At 58.2% G+C, this 17,431-nt stretch carries 16 protein-coding genes; 11 read left to right on the top strand and 5 right to left on the bottom strand.

Features of this window, described 5'->3' with window-relative positions; all coding sequences use genetic code 11:
• Positions 1-843: 843 nt before the first annotated feature.
• From B2J69_RS01455 to B2J69_RS01410, 10 genes are all read left to right on the top strand, one after another.
• Positions 844-1,383: a sugar dehydrogenase complex small subunit gene (locus B2J69_RS01455; RefSeq protein ID WP_081135277.1), complete on the top strand. Its 540-nt coding sequence runs from the start codon at positions 844-846 to the stop codon at positions 1,381-1,383.
• A gap of 17 nt (positions 1,384-1,400) precedes the next feature.
• Positions 1,401-3,029 carry a GMC family oxidoreductase gene (locus B2J69_RS01450; RefSeq protein ID WP_081135274.1) on the top strand — a complete coding sequence of 543 codons (1,629 nt, stop codon included), beginning with the start codon at positions 1,401-1,403 and terminating at the stop codon, positions 3,027-3,029.
• A gap of 2 nt (positions 3,030-3,031) precedes the next feature.
• Positions 3,032-4,420, top strand: coding sequence for a cytochrome c (locus B2J69_RS01445; protein WP_081135272.1), 1,389 nt, complete (start codon positions 3,032-3,034; stop codon positions 4,418-4,420).
• Positions 4,421-4,467: 47 nt separating this feature from the next.
• Positions 4,468-4,971: a sugar dehydrogenase complex small subunit gene (locus tag B2J69_RS01440; RefSeq protein WP_081135269.1), complete on the top strand. Its 504-nt coding sequence runs from the start codon at positions 4,468-4,470 to the stop codon at positions 4,969-4,971.
• 20 nt (positions 4,972-4,991) lie between these two features.
• Entirely contained in the window at positions 4,992-6,596 is a 1,605-nt protein-coding gene (locus B2J69_RS01435; RefSeq protein ID WP_081135266.1) for a GMC family oxidoreductase, read from the top strand.
• Complete coding sequence (locus B2J69_RS01430) at positions 6,589-7,917, top strand: cytochrome c (RefSeq protein WP_081135263.1); 1,329 nt, start codon at positions 6,589-6,591, stop codon at positions 7,915-7,917. The genes B2J69_RS01435 and B2J69_RS01430 overlap by 8 nt, the downstream gene beginning before the upstream one ends.
• A 751-nt stretch (positions 7,918-8,668) precedes the next feature.
• Positions 8,669-9,028 (top strand): DUF6404 family protein, encoded by a 360-nt coding sequence (locus tag B2J69_RS01425; RefSeq protein WP_081135319.1) that lies wholly within the window; start codon positions 8,669-8,671, stop codon positions 9,026-9,028.
• 176 nt (positions 9,029-9,204) lie between these two features.
• Positions 9,205-9,426: a hypothetical protein gene (locus B2J69_RS01420; RefSeq protein ID WP_081135261.1), complete on the top strand. Its 222-nt coding sequence runs from the start codon at positions 9,205-9,207 to the stop codon at positions 9,424-9,426.
• 400 nt (positions 9,427-9,826) lie between these two features.
• Positions 9,827-10,807 (top strand): DUF1852 domain-containing protein, encoded by a 981-nt coding sequence (locus B2J69_RS01415; RefSeq protein WP_081135315.1) that lies wholly within the window; start codon positions 9,827-9,829, stop codon positions 10,805-10,807.
• Between the two features lie 27 nt (positions 10,808-10,834).
• A complete protein-coding gene (locus B2J69_RS01410; protein WP_081135259.1) occupies positions 10,835-11,866 on the top strand; it encodes a methionine synthase in 1,032 nt (343 codons plus the stop codon).
• Between the two features lie 38 nt (positions 11,867-11,904).
• Here the strand turns inward: B2J69_RS01410 and B2J69_RS01405 are convergent, their stop codons facing one another.
• From B2J69_RS01405 to B2J69_RS01390, 4 genes are all read right to left on the bottom strand, one after another.
• The gene (locus B2J69_RS01405; protein ID WP_081135258.1) at positions 11,905-12,987 is read right to left on the bottom strand and encodes an amidohydrolase family protein; all 1,083 of its coding nucleotides are present in this window, start codon (positions 12,985-12,987) and stop codon (positions 11,905-11,907) included.
• 120 nt (positions 12,988-13,107) lie between these two features.
• Positions 13,108-13,740: a TetR/AcrR family transcriptional regulator gene (locus B2J69_RS01400; RefSeq protein ID WP_081135256.1), complete on the bottom strand. Its 633-nt coding sequence runs from the start codon at positions 13,738-13,740 to the stop codon at positions 13,108-13,110.
• A 107-nt stretch (positions 13,741-13,847) separates the two neighbouring features.
• A complete protein-coding gene (locus B2J69_RS01395; protein WP_094078469.1) occupies positions 13,848-14,408 on the bottom strand; it encodes a P-loop NTPase family protein in 561 nt (186 codons plus the stop codon).
• A 106-nt stretch (positions 14,409-14,514) separates the two neighbouring features.
• Positions 14,515-14,805 carry a hypothetical protein gene (locus B2J69_RS01390; RefSeq protein WP_081135249.1) on the bottom strand — a complete coding sequence of 97 codons (291 nt, stop codon included), beginning with the start codon at positions 14,803-14,805 and terminating at the stop codon, positions 14,515-14,517.
• Positions 14,806-15,092: 287 nt separating this feature from the next.
• Between B2J69_RS01390 and B2J69_RS01385 the strand changes: the two genes are divergently transcribed.
• Positions 15,093-16,331, top strand: a complete 1,239-nt coding sequence (locus B2J69_RS01385) for an aromatic amino acid transporter (RefSeq protein ID WP_081135246.1) — start codon at positions 15,093-15,095, stop codon at positions 16,329-16,331.
• 51 nt (positions 16,332-16,382) lie between these two features.
• Here B2J69_RS01385 and B2J69_RS01380 read toward each other — a convergent pair whose 3' ends face one another.
• Positions 16,383-17,318: a LysR substrate-binding domain-containing protein gene (locus B2J69_RS01380; RefSeq protein ID WP_081135243.1), complete on the bottom strand. Its 936-nt coding sequence runs from the start codon at positions 17,316-17,318 to the stop codon at positions 16,383-16,385.
• Positions 17,319-17,431: the final 113 nt, after the last annotated feature.

Genomic DNA, 17,431 nt, shown 5'->3' with positions numbered 1-17,431 from the left:
CTGACGGACCGGTGGGGATGGAACATCCCTGTTCCAGCCCCACCTTTCGCCCGCTTCCCTGCGGGCTCTCCTGGCAGACTCATTCTGTTCAGCGCTGCGAAATGCCCGCCCCTGAGCGGCACCAGCCTGCTGGCCAGCTTATGTGCGAGCTGCTGAAAAGGGCATAAGAGGGCATTTTACTGCGACAAAGCGCACCCTGTCTGAGGCCACTGCGCCTCCTCTGCTGTAAAGGGCTATTCGCAGCGCTGAGGCGGAAACGTTGTGCCAGGAGCCGGTCGCAGGGATGCGACAGGCAGTTCGGGTAGGCCTGGATGGCCGTACCCGAACGGTCCGTCCGGCACGGCGTTGCAGCCGAAGGCACCGCGAAGCGGCGCGAGGACGGCCCGGCAGCAGAGGAGGTGCGGTGGCCCGCACCAGCATGCTCACTCGCGTTTAAGAAAAGGCCGCCTTTTAAGAAAACAGCGGCCTTACCTGAACATAATCTTAACTGACAAGTATTAGGCTTATCGCCGGGGTTATTTACAGCGTTCGGCCGCGAAAATAGCGGGAAATAAGCTGGCGATGTGTGAATATTATTTTGGTGATTATCACTACATCTAATTAAATGCAGCGAATCTGTTTCTTACCCCTTTTCCCAAAAAGGGAAAGATGATGATAAAAAGTTAATTTTGTATAGGTTTTGTTTAGGTTTCATTTAACATCATTATAACTATAGTAATAATAAATGATGCAACTATTATCACGCTCGGTGATTATTACTCAGTGGCTGCATCACTTTATTAAATAATTTATTTCACCTCGTTCTTTGACGAGGTTGAGCATTGTCTTTTACAGGGATACACCATGAGTGCTTCGCACGACCTGTCGTCTGGCCAGGTCAACCTATCACGCCGTCAGGTTTTGCTCTCCGGCGCGGTGATCATAGCAGGCGGCCTGATCGCCTCGACGCTGCCGCGCTGCGCCTTTGCCGACTCATCGCTGCAGTTTATGCCCTTTATGCAGGTCTCTCGACTGCTGGTTAATCATCGCCTCGACGACGTGGTAGGGCAGCGCATGCTGGCGCTGCTGGAAGCGGAACAGCCGGACCTGTCGAACCTCCTTAATCAGCTGCTGACGATCGCCAAAGCGCACCAGGCGAAAGTAGTGGAAGATTTCTTCCCGGCCATCCCCGCCGGCCCGGCGCAGGATCTCGCTCGCCGTATCATCTTCGGCTGGTACACCGGTAGCCTGGCGCCGACGCGCGATGCAAAAAGCTTCGCCTTCGAGCAGGCGCTGACGTGGCGCGTCACCCAGGACCAGATCACCATTCCATCCTATGGCATCAGTGGTCCCAATCGCTGGCAGCGCGCGAACGCGCCGGTCCTTCCTCTCCCGCAGTTCTAATCTGATAAAGAAAAAATATGACAGACACCTCTCATTCACCCGTGGTGATTGTTGGCACCGGCGTGGTCGGTGTGGTGATCGCGGAGCAGCTGCTCGACGCCGGTATTCCGGTATTGATGCTGGAAGCGGGGCCGCGCGTTTCCCGCGCCGAAATCGTGGAAAACTACCGTAACCTGCCGCTGGCCGCGAAAGGCAACCCCATCGAGTGCTATCCCTCGCGCGCGTGGGCGCCCCATCCTGAACCGGCCGGAGCGGGCAAAGGCTACCTGCAGCTCAGCGGGGCGGACTCCTACGCGCAAAGCTATGTTCGCTATGCGGGCGGCTCCACCTGGCACTGGGCGGGCACCTGCTGGCGACTGACGCCGGCCGATATGCAGCTGCACTCACGCTATGGCGTCGGACGCGACTGGGCGTTTAGCTACGATACGCTGGAGCCCTACTACAGCCGCGCCGAGTACCTGCTGGGCATCTGTGGTCCGGACGACCCGGCGCTGCAGTGGCCGCCCCAGCGCTCGAGGCCCTATCCGATGCCGGCGCTGCCCTTTGGCCCCGGCGAAGCGCGCTTTACCGAGGTGGTGCGTGACAAGCTGGGGCTGCATAACATTCCTACCGCCCAGGCGCGCAACAGCGGCACCAGCTATGACGATCGTCCGGCCTGCTGCGGCAATAACAACTGCGTGCCGGTCTGTCCGATCGGGGCGAAATATGACGGCGCCACCGCGCTGTCGCGCCTGGAGGCGAAAGGCGCCACCATCCTCGACAACGCGGTGGTGTGGCGTATCGAAACCAACAGCCGCAACCATATCGAAGCGGTGCACTACTACGATCCGCAGCGGCAAAGCCATCGCGTCAGCGGCAAGCTGTTTATTATCGCCTGTAACGGGCTGGAAACCCCGAAACTGCTGCTGATGTCCGCCGACGCGCGCAATCCGCACGGCATCGCCAACCGTTCCGATCAGGTGGGGCGCAACATGATGGATCATCCGCAAATCACCATGACCGTCACGCTGGAGGAGCCGTACTGGGCGGGCGTGGGGCCGGTGGTTAACAGCGGCATTATGGAAACCTCGCAGGGCGATTTCCGCTCTCGGCACGCTGGCGCCTATTTTCGCTTTAACAACTTCGCACGCAACCGCTTCGTCACCTTCGGCGCGCTGCAAAAAGGGCTGGTGGGCAAAGCGCTGGATGAAGAGATCCGCCGCATGACCGCCTGCACCGCCGATATCGTGCTGGCGCATGAGATCCTGCCGGATGCCAACAACCGGCTGACGCTCAGCGACCAGAAAGACTGGCTCGGCCTGCCTAAACCGGCGATCCATTACGACGTCGGCGACTACGTGCGCCGTTCGCTCAGGGAGTACTCGATGCCGATCGCCAACCAGATCTCGGAGGCGATGGGCGCTATCGGCAAGACCTTCTCTAAGCAGTTTAATCAGAGCAAACACATTATGGGCGGCACCATCATGGGCCGGGATCCGGCCAGCTCGGTGGTGGATGAAGCGTGTCGGGCGCACGATCACCGCAACCTCTTTTTGCCGGGCGGCGGGGCGATGGCCAGCACCGCCTGCGGCAACAGTACCCTGACCATGGTGGCGCTGGCGCTGAAAGCGAGCGACGCCATCGTCAAACAGGCGCAGGAGGCGTGAAAATGCGCAAGCTAAAACAGATGGCGCTGTCGCTGGCGCTGGCCTGCGGCGGCGTCCATGCCGCCGATGAGACGCTGGTGCGCCAGGGCGAGTATCTGGCGGTCGCCGCCGACTGTACCGCCTGTCACACCGCGGAACACGGCCAGCCTTTCGCCGGCGGCAAAGCGATCGCCTCGCCGGTCGGGGAGATCATCGCCACCAATATTACGCCGTCTAAAAAGGGCGGCATCGGCGGCTATAGCGAGGCGCAGTTCTCGGCGGCGCTGCGCCAGGGCATCCGCGCCGACGGCGCCAGGCTCTATCCGGCGATGCCCTACACCGCCTACGCCACGCTGACCGACGCGGATGTGCACGCGCTCTACGTTTACTTTATGTCTGGCGTAAAACCGGTAGACAGTATGCCGGCAGAAACGCATCTGCCGTTTCCGCTCAACCTGCGCTTCTCAATGATGTTCTGGAACGCGCTGTTTCTCAACGCGCCAGGCTACACGCCGGATGCCACGCACAGCGCCGGCTGGAACCGGGGCCGCTATCTGGTCGACGGCGCCGCGCACTGCAGCACCTGCCACACGCCGCGCGGCTTCCTGATGCAGGAAAAGCAGGATGAGGCCTTTACCGGTGCCCAGGTCGGCCCCTGGTTCGCGCCGAACATCACGGCCAACCGGGTCAGCGGCATCGGCGAATGGTCGCAGCAGGATCTGATCGCCTATCTGAAAACCGGGCGGCTGGCGGGCAAAGCGCAGGCCGCAGGCAGCATGGCGGAGGCGATTACCCACAGCTTCCAGCATCTGTCAGAGGCGGATCTGGCGGCGATTGCCGAGTATATGGGCAGCATCGGCGACAGCCATGCGCCCGCCAGCGGCGCGTCGCGATTCAACCAGGGCAACGCCTCCAGCAATGTCGGCGCGCTGCGCGGCGTGCCGTTCACCACGCCGGTCAGCGACGAAGGCGCGCGCCTCTTCTCCGGCAACTGCGCCTCCTGCCACGGCAGCAGCGGCGAGGGCACGCGCGACGTTTTCTACCCGAGCCTGTTTCACAACAGCGCCACGGCGGAGAACAACCCTTCCAACCTGATCGCCACCATTCTGACCGGCGTGCAGCGCCATACCGCCGAGGGCGATGTCTATATGCCGCCGTTCGGCGCGCAGCCGAACGCGCTGAACCACCTCGACGATGGGCAGATAGCGACCCTGTCGAACTGGATCCTGCAGCGCTACGGCAACGCCGAAACCGCGGTGACGCCTGAGCAGGTGGCGGAAATCCGCCGCGGCGGCCCCGCGTCGCCGCTGGTGTGGCTCGCGCAGGCAGGCGTCGGCGCGGGCGCGCTGGCGGCGATTGTGCTGCTGATCTGGCTGACGATACGTCGTCAGCGCCGTCGCAACAGCATTTAATTTTGTCTCCTGCTGCACGGCGGGCGACGTTTTAACAGGGAAATACCATGACGCACTATTCACGCCGCCGCGTGCTGAAGATGGCGGGGCTGGTGGCTATCGCCAGCGCCGCCGGTCAGCTGCTGCCGCTGCCGCGCCTGCGGGCCGCGCAGCCGGACGCGCCGCTGCCTGGGCTGGATGATTTTATGCAGGTTTCGCGCCTGCTGACCCAGCAGGAGAATCTTAACGCCACCGTGGCGCACGCGCTGATGCTGGCGCTCGGCCAGACGCAAAAAGGCTTTGCCCGCGCCCTGACGCAGTTAAACAGCCTGCTGCAAAGCCAGCCCGCGCTGCTGCAACAGGATCGTCTGCGGTTTGCCGAGGCGGACGCAGAGAGCCAGAAGCTGGCCCAGGCTATCCTTGGCGGCTGGTACAACGGCGTGGTCGGCAAAGGGGATCGCGCCCTGTATGTCACCTACGTCAATACGCTGGCCAGCGAGCTGGTCAGCGACAAGCTGGTGCCGCCGAGTTTTTCGTACGGTCAAATAGGTAGCTGGGCGCAACAGCCCTGATTCAGAGAGTCATGTCGTTAATGAATAAACATTCTTCCGCAGATGTAGTGGTGATTGGCGCCGGCGTCAACGGTTCGCTGCTCGCCACCCGTCTGGCTAACGCCGGCAAGTCGGTGCTGCTGCTGGAATCCGGCCCGAAAGTTGGCCGCGATGAACTGGTGGCGCGTTTCCGCGCTTCCGCCTTTAAATCGGACTTTATGTCCCCTTATCCCTATTCGCCGATGGCGCCGCAACCGCGCTACACGCCGGAGCCGAACGACTATCTGCATCAGGCGGGGCCGCATCCCTTCGCCGCGCAGTATATCCGCATCTTCGGCGGCACCAGCTGGCACTGGGCGGCGCAGCTGTGGCGCTTTGTGCCGAACGATTTCAGGCAGCACAGCCAGTATGGCGTCGGCAAAGACTGGCCGATCGGCTACGACGATCTGGAGGAGTATTACTATCAGGCCGAGGCGATAGCCGGCGTCGGCGGCTCGCCGGACAACGGTTCGCCGCGCAGCAGGCCGTTTCCGATGGAGCGCGTTCCGGCGTCGTGGCTGCAGCAGCGCGTTACCGCGCGTCTGGCGCCCGATTTCACCGTGCTGGACGACAGCACCGGCCGTAACAGCCGCAGCTTCGATGGCCGCCCGGCCTGCTGCGGCAACAATAACTGCATGCCGGTCTGCCCAATCGACGCCCAGTATCATGGCGGCATTGCCGCGCAGCAGGCGGAAAACAGCGGTGTGCAGGTGGTGACCGAGGCGGTGGTCTATCAGCTCGAGCATGACGCGCAGGGGCGTATCACGGCGGCGAACTACTATGACTGGAATAAAGTGAGTCATCGCGTCACCGCCGAAACCTTCGTGCTGGCGGCCAACGCCATCGAAACGCCGAAGCTGCTGCTGATCTCCACCAGCGATAAATTTCCCCAGGGCATCGCCAACGCGCGCGACAACGTCGGCCGCAACCTGTGCGATCATCCGGCAATCGGCGTCACCTTCGACGTCGACGAAGAGATCTGGCCAGGCCGCGGGCCGGTTAGCCCGTGCTCTATCGGCCAGTTCCGCGACGGCGATTTCCGCCGCGAACACGCGCCGTTCCGCATCGATATCTCTAACGCCTCGCAGGTCGCCGCCGTCACCAAAGAGGTACTGGCGGAAGGTTACTTCGGCAGTAAGCTGCAGCAGGAGATCCGCTTCCGCGCGGCGCGTCGACTCAGCATTAAAAACGCGCTGGAACAGCTGCCGGATCCCAATAACCGCGTCACCCTGAGCAACAATAAAGACGCGCTCGGCCTGCCGACGCCGTCACTCTACTGGGATATCAACGACTACGTGGTAAAAGGCACCGAGAAAACGCGCCAGTGCTACGACGCCATCGCGGCCCGACTCGGCGCCACCAACGTCAGGCACAGCAACAGCGGCAAATTCTCCAACCGTCAGCATATTACCGGCACGCTGTCGATGGGCCTCGATCCCGCCACCAGCGTCACCGACGCGTGGGGACGTGCGCACGACCATCAGAACCTGTTTATGGTCGGCACCGGCGTGATGCCCACCGTCGGCACCTGCAACGTCACCCTGACCGCTATGGCGCTGGCGCTGCGCACCGCCGACAAAATTCTGCAGGAGACGCAACATGGTTAAGCCCTGGAGAACGCTGCTGGCGGCAGGCGCGCTGCTGGCGTCCTGCGCTCAGGCTCACGCGGCAGAGCAAGAGGCGCTGATCAAGCGCGGAGAATATCTGGCGATTGCGGGGGACTGCGGCGCCTGCCATACGGAAGAGGGCAAAGCGCCGTTCAGCGGCGGCCACGCCATCGCCAGCCCGCTCGGCACGATCTTTAGCACCAATATCACGCCGTCGAAAAGCGCCGGTATCGGCAGCTACAGCGAAGCGCAGTTCGCGGCGGCGCTGCGCAAAGGCGTGCGCGGAGACGGCAGCCAGCTCTATCCGGCGATGCCCTATACTGCCTACGCCAGGCTGACCGACGAGGACGTGGCGGCGCTCTACGCTTACTTTATGCATGGCGTGCAGCCGGTGGACGCGAAACCGGAAGCGACCGCGCTGCCGTTTCCCTTCAACCTGCGCTTTAGCATGGCGGCGTGGAACCTGCTGTTCGCCGACAGCAAGGTCTATCAGCCGGACGCGACGCAGACGGCGGAGTGGAACCGCGGCGCGTATCTGGTGCAGGGCTTAACCCACTGCAGCACCTGTCATACGCCGCGCAACTTCCTGATGGCGGAGCAGCAGGCGAAAAGTATGCAGGGCGCGTCGCTCGGCACCTGGTTCGCGCCGGACATCACCGCCGCCTCCTTGCAGGGTGCGCACTGGACGCGCCAGAGGCTGGCGGCGTATCTCGCAACCGGCCATGCAGACAACGGCGCCACGGCGGGTGGTCCGATGCTGGAAGCGATCGACAAAAGCTTTTCGCGCATGACGCCGCAGGATCGCCAGGCGATTGCCACTTATCTGCTGCCCGCTGACGGTGCCGCCGATGCCGCGCCTGCTGCGGTAAAAGGGCTGACGCCGGTAAGGGGAAATGATCTGCCGCAGACGCTGGCGGCGCTCAGCGAGGGCGAGCAGGTCTATCGCGATAACTGCGCCTCCTGCCATAATCTCTCCGGCCAGGGGCTGAACGGACTGCCGGCGCTGCAGCGCCATCCCGTGCTGGAGAAACCCACCGCGGACAACGTGGCGATGGCGGTGTTGCAGGGCGTCTGGCCGGAAAAAGCGCAGGGCATGATCGGGTTCTCCGGATCGCTGAACGATGCGCAGATTGCAGCGGTCACCAACTATGTGATGCAGGATATGGGGCATAGCCCGGTGCGCATCAGCCCAGAGCGGGTAAAAACGCTGCGCGCCGGCGGCGAGGCGTCACCGCTGATGGCGATCTCCCGTATCGGCATGGCGGCGGCAGGCATCGCGCTGGTGCTGGCGCTGCTGTGGTGGCGACGCAAAAAACGCTAACAGCTCACCCTCCGCTTCGCGCGCGACGCGGAGGGGTTTTTCTCCTCTCCTCACTTTATAAACGCGCCTGTTTTGCTGGCTGCCGGATCTCCCTTCCTCCTCGGACGCCGTTGGTTCAGGGGGCTGTGATACGCGTTTGTCAATGCAACTGGCGCATTAATGTCCGCAGAAACGAATAATTGAGAATAAATCTCATTGCTACGCAGGCAGTTCTCCCCGTACTTTGTAGCCAACCCCCAGTTTGCAGAATAGGCTGAATGCCGTAGTGCCAGAGATTAATCAGGTGCGAAGCAACCCATTCAGATATCTGTCGCTGGCGAACGCATCAGATAATAAGGAATCTATGGGAGCTTACTGCAGGCATTGCCGCGCGCTTTTAAGCCGCGACGAATACTTCTGGTTTTACGACAGCTGCATTCACTGTGAAAAATGCGCGCAGATCCGCGCCAGCGAGCGAAAAATAGCCATTAAATCGCCGCTCTACGCCTGGGCTGAAATACGTTTTCAACTGCGGCGGCTACGGCATCGATTTACGGCTTACCTGAAAAGTCTGGATCGGGTCTGAAGAGAGTCTCATTTGAAAATAAAAAATTTTCTTTAACCGGACCTGTTTCTGTTTCCCCGCTTATATTAAGGACATAAAATTAGCCAGCATCGTCAGATGCAGGCGAGCTTTTTTTATATTCACTTAATCAATGAAAATGACTCTTGGGTCGTTTACGTTTTAGCCATAAAACAGGGAGGAGACTGCATGAAAAGGGACGTCGAATTTGAGCGCAAAAAACAAAAGGCGCTTGAAATATTGTCAGGCACAGGCATGTGGCGCAGTAATTATGCACCTCCACTCTATTGGCTATTATGGCGCATGGGGATGAAGCTTCGGCCGCTGCCCTTTAACACTTTTAGCGTCAATGTGCTTTTGTCGGGCGGTTATTTTGCCCTGTTCTGGGGAATATTCATGTGGTTTAGCACCTGGCAGCCCCGCGGCTATCATCCGCTGACCGCTTTGATTGTGGCTGCCGGCGCTAGGTTGCTTTTTGGCCTGATGATGGCCGCGTTTTACAAGTGGCGTCTTAAAGCAAAACAGCTTCCTACATGGGAAGAGCTTTGACGAAGATCCGCTTTCGGCAGCGCCAGAATGTCATTCGCTATGACGCTTTTGCTGATTAAATCATCAATTTCCGGTAAATAATCCGAAGATGTTCGCCCTAAGCGGCTCCCTGCTGTTCTTTGGCTACGCTTAAAAGCGTTACTGGGTACTTACCTATAAATCAGGGAGCAAATAAGATGAAAAAATTATCAGCTGTCGTTGTTACTGCGGGTCTGCTGCTGGCGATGAGTTCGCAGGCTGAAGCGAAAGGGTGCTTAAAGGGCGCGGCGGTCGGCGGCGTCGCCGGTCATGTCGCCAACCATGGCGTCGCGGGTGCCGCTGCCGGCTGCGCGGTGGGCCATCATATGGCGCATAAAAAAGAGAAAGAGGCGGAAAAGAAGCAGCAGGAGCAGAAATAACCTGAAGCGCGCTTCGCCGCGGATCCCTTTACCAACCTGGCCGCCGTTAGCGGCCAGGTTTTTATCAGGCTTTACCCACCTCCAGATAAAAATTTTTCACGCCACTGCGCGATATACCTTTCCTTCATACTCGTTGCCATTTAGCAGCCACAAGGCCTTACAGAAGCGAGACTTAGGCGCGTTTGGCGGTCCAGACATCTATCTTGATCATGAAATTGCTTCATGTTCATTGAAAACAAATCACTTTTCCTCACTCTGCGACTCAGGCATAAAGTATGCATAATGTTTAACAACAGATAACTTTTGAGTCACACCGACTAAACAAGACAGCCTATTAGGGCATCCTGAAAGCCGTAAGAGCGCGCCGGGTGAATAGCAGACAGTGGGATACCAGATTAAAATGAATAACGAATTTACCTTCTCTATTAAGAGCCTTCGTTTCGACGAAAACTATAACCCCTCAGAAAATACGCGTATCACCACTAATTTCGCTAATCTGGCCCGCGGGCAAAAGCGTCAGGAAAACCTGCATAACGCGCTGGTGATGATTAATAACCGCTTTAATTCACTTGCGCACTGGGACAACCCGAAAAGTGACCGCTATTCGGTTGAACTGGATATCATCTCCGCTGAGCTGAATGTCAGCGTCGCCGATAAAAGCGACGCCTTCCCGGTAATCGAAATACTGCAAACTCACGTGGTCGATCACCAGACGCAGACGCGTTTTGCCGGCATCGTAGGCAATAACTTCTCTTCTTACGTGCGAGATTACGATTTCAGCGTGGTATTGCCGCAGCATAATGAACATCGCGCTGAATTCAGCATTCCTGATAATTTCGGCGATCTGCACGGCAACATCTTTAAGCAGTTCGTCAATTCCGCCGTCTATCAGAAGCACTTTTCTACCTCTCCGGTGATCTGCCTGAGCGTGTCGAGTAAAAACACCTACTATCGCACGGGTAATATCCACCCGGTGTTAGGCATTGAATATCAGCAGGATGCGCCGTCATTAACCGATCACTATTTCGGCAAAATGGGACTGCACGCGCGCTATTTTATGCCGGAAGGCAGCGTTGCGCCTTTGGCCTTCTATTTTCATGGCGATCTGCTGAGGGATTACAGCAATCTTGAGCTGATCAGCACCATCAGCACGATGGAGACGTTCCAGAAAATCTATCGTCCTGAAATTTACAACGCCAACTCCGCCGCTGGACGAATCTATCAGCCCGACCTGAGGCATCAGGATTATTCATTAACCCGCATTGTTTACGATCGCGAAGAACGTAGCCAGCTGGCAATCGAGCAGGGACGGTTTACCGAAGAGCGTTTTATTAAACCCTTCCAGACCGTGCTTGAACAATGGACTGCTCCCGTTCTTTGATTAACCAAAAAGACAAGGTCACCTGTGATGAAAAAATTATTACCGACTTCCACCGCCGGCAGCTTACCTAAGCCCTCCTGGCTGGCGCAGCCAGAGACGCTGTGGTCACCCTGGAAGTTGCAGAATGAAGAGTTAAACGACGGTAAAAATGATGCGCTGCGTCTCTGCCTGGACGACCAGCTGCGAGCGGGTATCGATATCGTCAGCGACGGCGAGCAAACGCGTCAGCACTTTGTAACCACCTTTATTGAGCACCTGAACGGCGTCGATTTTGAAAAGCGCGAGATCGTAAAAATTCGCGACCGCTATGACGCCAGCGTGCCGACGGTGGTGGGGCCAGTCAGTCGCCAGAAGCCGGTCTTCGTGGAGGATGCGAAGTTTTTACGCCAGCAGACCAGCCAGCCGATCAAATGGGCGCTGCCGGGTCCGATGACGATGATCGATACGCTGTATGACAACCACTATAAAAGCCGCGAGAAACTCGCCTGGGAATTCGCCAAAATTCTCAATCAGGAAGCCAAAGATCTTGAGGCTGCCGGCGTCGATATCATTCAGTTTGACGAACCTGCCTTTAACGTCTTCTTCGATGAGGTGAACGACTGGGGGATCGCCGCGCTGGAGCGCGCTGCGGAAGGGCTGAAGTGTGAAACGGCTGTGCATATTTGCTACGGCTACGGTATTAAAGCCAATACCGACTGGAAAAAGACGCTGGGTTCCGAATGGCGTCAATATGAAGAGATCTTCCCGAAACTGCAAAAGTCGAGCATCGACATTATCTCGCTGGAGTGTCAGCACTCGCACGTGCCGATGGAGCTGATGGAGCTGATCCGCGGCAAAAAGGTGATGGTGGGCGCCATTGATGTCGCCACCAACACCATTGAGACGCCGGAAGAGGTCGCCGCGACGCTGCGCAAAGCGCTGCAGTTCGTTGACGCCGATAAGCTCTATCCCTGCACCAACTGCGGCATGATCCCGCTGCCGCGCCATGTCGCGACAGGCAAGCTTAATGCGTTAAGCGCAGGCGCCGAGATCGTGCGCCGGGAACTCGCCGGGAAATAAAGAAGAGGCTGCCGGATGCCCGGCAGCCTGCACGTCACCTACAGCGGCAGCTTCATCAGTCTCGCCGCGTTTTCCCATGCCACCGCATTGCGTTCCCGATCCGACAGCGCCGCGCGGGCGATCCAGCGGGTCGCCGTTTTGGTGTCCTCGAAAGGGTAATCCACCGAAAACATCACGTTGTTCTCGCCCATCGAATCGAGCGCGCAGCGCAGCGCCGCGTCATCGCAGACGCCGGAGGTGGTCAGCATGATGTTCTGACGCAGATAGTCCGACGGCGGCCGTTTGATGTGATAGCGGGTGTTGGCGATCTGATAGCGGCTGTCGAGACGCCAGCGCTGAATCGGCAGCGTTTCGCCCATGTGTCCCAGAATAATCCTGACGCCCGGGAAGCGGTCAAAGGTGCCGCTGAACACCAGCCGCAGCGCGTGAGAGCAGGTTTCGGCCGCCCAGCTCCAGACCGGTCCCCACATCTCAGGATGATCGCTGTACATATGCGGCGCATCGGGCGGATTGCCGGGATGAAGATAGATCGGCACGCCAAGCGCCTCAACGCGCTGCCAGAACACATCGTAGCGACGGTCATCCAGATAGCGTCCGTTGGTCTCGCCGTTGATCATTCCGCCCTGCATATGAAGGGTTTTCACGCAGCGCTCCAGTTCGTTTGCCGCTTCCTCGGGATCCTGCATCGCCAGATGCGCGAAACCGCCATAGCGCGTCGGCTGCTTCTGCATCTGTTCCGCCAGCCTGTCGTTAGCGTACTTTGCCAGCCGTATCGCTTTCTGCGTATCCGGTTCAATCTGCACGCCGGGGCCGGAAAGCGAGAGCACCACAAAGTCGATACCGTGCTCATCCATTAAATCCAGCCTGCGCTGCCCAAAATCTGAGAGCGGCGCGATGACTTTATCCACCAGGCCGCTCTTCAGGTTTTGCTGTGTTTCATGCAGGTAGCCCTCAAATTCCGGCAGCATAAAATGTTCTTCCAGCGCAATAATGCGTTTTGGCTTTGCCGGGACGGACGCCGGTTGCGCGGCGGCGGCGCTCAGGCTGCTGCCCGCCAGCAACGCGCTGCCTGCCACCGCAGAGGCGGCTGCCTGGCGCAGAAAATCACGACGATCTGACATGCAACTTCTCCACTCTGTTATTTAAGAAACGAATACCGTTTCCAAAATAATATAGCGAGCGCCGCCGAACTGGTCGCGATGGCAAAAGCGGCAAAAGGTAAGCAATGGCAAGCAGCTGTGTCAGCGCGACAGCAGCAGCGGGGTAAAATCCTTCAGCACGCGGGCGACGACAGCGGAGATATGCGCTTCTGCGCCGCTGGCGCTCATGCCCAGCGAAATATCCCGCAGCAGTGGCGTGACGATCATCGACTGTAAATAGTAACCGCCATTCTCTGGCCAGGCCGCACTGAGCAAACCGGTTTCACGAACCGCGTGAAACCACTCGTCGAGCATGCGGGTGGCGTTCTCAATGCCGTGCTTGCGGTAGAGCGCGATCAGCGGCTGCTTAGGTTCTGAGTCATGCTGCAAAAATCGGTAGATGGCCACCGACTCACGTGAAAGAACGCGTGCGGCCAGCGCGACAAAAAAGAGACGCAGCTGCGCTATCACCTCTTCTTTGCTGGCGGGCAGGGCGAGGGCGGGAAGCACCTCGGTTGAGGTCCAGGCCACGATCATCGCCTCAACCAACGTCTCTTTATTAGCAAAGTATTTGTAGATGGTCTTTTTAGCGACCTTACTTTTTCGGGCTATTTCATCCACTGAAAGCGCGCCAGCCCCTTTTTCATCGAGGATGGCAAGCATAGCGGCAAATAACACCTCCCTGAGTTCTGATTCAGGTTTGGCAGGTCTTCCTCTTGAGCTGGTTTCCGTCATGGGTGCTGTTTCCGCTGGCCACTGTTGGCGCAGAGTAGAGAAAAGGGCGCCTGAACGCCATTATGCCAAAGCTGGCGCTAGTCGAAAAACGCCATATGGACACGTCTTCATCCTGGGTTAGCCTGTTCTGACCGGCTTAAATCCCACTGTTCAAAGCAGGCAGCCACGTCGCGCGGGGAGGCTAACCGCAGTTTAGGCAGGTTCACCCGATCGTACAGCGCCTGATGGCGCAGGCGGTTCTGCGGCGCGACGCGGGTGATGTATTTAACCATCTCCCAGCTCACGTTTTCCCTGCCGGTTTTTAACCCGCCAATCCTCGGTGAAGAGGAGTAACATCTGCGGATATAGCGCAGCAGGCCCACCGTGACCGTGACATCAAGCAGAATTAACCCCGTCGCGCGCTCGAGCCGTTCCGCTATGCATTTTGTATAGTTGCCATCCATGACCCACTTTTCCCGCTCAATCGCCTCACGGTGTAAACGGAGGAAGTCCGCATGTTCGCGTGGGATCCAGTTGGTCTGGGGAAGATGATGCAGCTGGTCAAGGTGGATCGCAGGCAGCGACGTTTTGCGTGAAATAGCCTCAGCGAGCGTTGATTTACCGCTGTTGGACGGCCCCATAATGCAGATGCGCGGGCCAAGCGCTGCTAATGTTATCGCGGTTTTCACCCTTGTTTCCCTGCTCATCCATGATAAAGCGTCAATCATAACCGCACACCGCTGTTAGATCCTTGTTAAATCAACAGCAGATAGCGCCTGATGACAGGGCTGAACTTTACTCCAGGTCGACGACGCGCAGCCCTGACCAGCTTCGTTCCGCCGAGCGCGTCACCAGCACCGAGGGCTCTTCGCTGATGCCGCTGATCAGCGCAACAATACGCTCCATCAAACTCGCAATCTTTTCATTGCCCACGTAGAGAAACTCGTTGGTGGGCAGTGCGTAGGTTAAGCCTCTTTCACACACCACGCTGCGTGAAAATCCGTTTTCAAGCATGGTAAACAGTAGCTCAATACGTTTTTTTTCGGTCTGCTCTTTCAGCTCGACCCGGATGGTGTAGTTGCTCATAGCGATGCTCGTGTGTGACTTAATTTAAGATAACTTAAATTTTAGCTCATATTATGAACGGTTAACCAGTTTAAGATATATCTCATCCGGCTATTTATAAGCCATGCCCTGCAGCGAAATCCTCTGTTGATCTCTATGCTCTCAGCATTCTTCTCAGCCGCAACGCGGCTAAAGGTGAATTTTCTGCGCTATCTGGTATCTTTTCCCGCTCTTTTCAGCGATCGCTATCAGGAAGCCGGCGTCAGCTTACTGATAGCGATCCATCCACCTTTTTAGCGGAACAATTAATGACAGAAAGAGCACTAGCGCAGCCTCGCCCTTCAGTATGGTGGGGCGCGATGATCATTTGCGGAACCGTGGTCGGCGCAGGGATGTTTACCTTACCGGTGGTGATGGCGGGCGCCTGGTTCGGCTGGTCGCTGCTTATCCTGCTGGTGAGCTGGGCGTCAATGCTGCTGTCGGGACTGATGTTTTTGCGCGCCAGCGGCTACTTTCCGGCCGGTTCGGGCTACGACACGCTAACCCGCGCCCTGCTGGGACGCCGCTGGGCGGCCCTCAACGGCCTGAGCATCCTGTTCGTGCTGGGCACGCTGACCTACGCCTATATCTCGGCAAGCGGCCCGGTTTATCAGCATTCGCTGAACAGCGCGGGTCTGCCGGTTTCAAACGCGGGCGCAAAAGTGATCCTGACGCTGTGCGTCGCCGCCGTGGTCTGGCTGGGAACCAAAGGGGTCAGCAGGATCATGACCTTTTGCGTGCTGGCGAAGCTGCTGCTGCTGGTGTCGCTGTTCGGCGGGCTTCTGACCCAGGTAAGCCTGCCGACACTGACCAACGCCGGCGCCGACGATGGCGCCTACTGGCCCTATGCGCTGGGCGTGCTGCCGTTCTGCCTCGCGTCGTTTGGCTATCACGGCAATATCACCGGGCTGATCGGCTACTATGCGGGCGAACAGAAGCAGGTCAGCCGCGCGCTGGTGCTCGGCACCCTGATGTCGCTGGTGATCTACCTGTTCTGGCTGATTGTCACCATGGGCAATCTGCCGCGCGCCGCCTTTCCAGGCGTGGTGGCAGCGGGAGGCGATATCGCCGCGCTGCTCGCCGCATTGCGCGATCGCCTTCACGTCGGCGCGCTGACCTTTATGATGACGCTGTTTTCCCATTTCGCGGTTATCGCTTCGTTTCTCGGCGTAACGGCGGGCCTGTTCGACTTTATCGCCGATCGCCTGAAGCTGGGCGCCAGCCCGCTGGCGCGCTTCAAGGTGGCCTGCCTGACGTTTTTGCCCGCTTTAGGCGCCTCGCTGCTATTGCCGAACGGCTTTTTAGCCGCTATCGGTTTTGCCGGGCTGTTCGCCACGCTGTGGGCGGTTATCGTGCCCGCGCTGCTCTACCTTAAGGCGCAAAAACGGTTTGCGGCGCCGAACGGCACCGGCTGGCTGCTGCCAGCTGCCGTGATGGGGTTCGGCGTGCTGAATATTCTTGCCTGGACGCTAAGCTGGCTGGATTTATTACCCGTTTTCAAAGGGTAAAAAAGGCGTTAGTCACGCTAACCGGTCCTGAATGAATTAAGGCGAGATACGTCACGCAAGAGGACGGCTCGCCTCATCCACCAGCCATCTTTTCAGCACCAACGCCTCCGGGCTAAGCTCGGTATCCTGCCTGACGCAAAGGTAATAATCTCTGCCGTCATCGACGGCCTGATCGAACAGTTTCACTAATTCCCCGGAAGCGAGCCAGGAGGCGATCATCGGTTCGCGCATCAGTCCGCACCCCAACCCCGCGCGCACGGCCGCCAGCGTCAGCAAACCATCTTCAAACAGGGGACCGTCACGGCGAAAGTGCCTGATGTCATGGTCGGCGAACCACTGCTGCCAGGAAACGCGCTCTTCGTCATGCACAAGGTTGCTCTGGGCTAAAAGCGCAGGCGAGTCGATATAGCCGCGCAGCCGAATAAACTCCCGGCTGGCCACCGGGATCATTTCCCCTGAAATCAATTTTTCGGCGCGATAGCCGGTCCATTGTCCGCTGCCAAAGCGAATCGACAGATCGGAGGCGTCGCTCAGATAATTTCGATGATTGGCATAAACCACATTGATCTCGATATCTGAATGCGCGTGGATAAAGCGCGACAGGCGCGGAATAAACCAGCTCATGCCGAACAGCGGGATCAGGCTAATTGTCACCTGGCGAGAGCATGCCTGATCGCGCAGATGGCCCGTCGCCTGGCGAATAACGGTAAAGGCAGAGCGAATCGAGCGGTAATACTCGCGTCCCGCAGTGCTGAGCATCAGTCTCCGTCCCTGACGATGCGTCAGACGCTGCTGAAGGAAGGCTTCCAGCAGCTTAAGCTGGTGGCTGACGGCAGAGGGGGAAATCATCAGTTCAGCGGCTGCCTCGCTCAGGCTACCCAGGCGGGCGATCGCTTCAAACACCCGCACGGCGCGCAGCGGTGGATCCAGAGGAGAGTGAGTCTCCTGCAAAGAAGTATCAGCTGGAAACTGTTCTGTTTTTTTCATATGAGAGGCTTTTATTTAAAAATAGGCGGAAACCAGGTTGCACAAAGATAACTAAAATCAATGAATTAAATAAATTTCATTTCTCCATAAGTAAGATTAACTCTGTATTTCAC

Origin of the sequence: Pantoea latae (assembly GCF_002077695.1) — a bacterium.
Classification (GTDB): domain Bacteria; phylum Pseudomonadota; class Gammaproteobacteria; order Enterobacterales; family Enterobacteriaceae; genus Pantoea; species Pantoea latae.
This window is presented reverse-complemented; position numbering and strand designations above follow the sequence as displayed.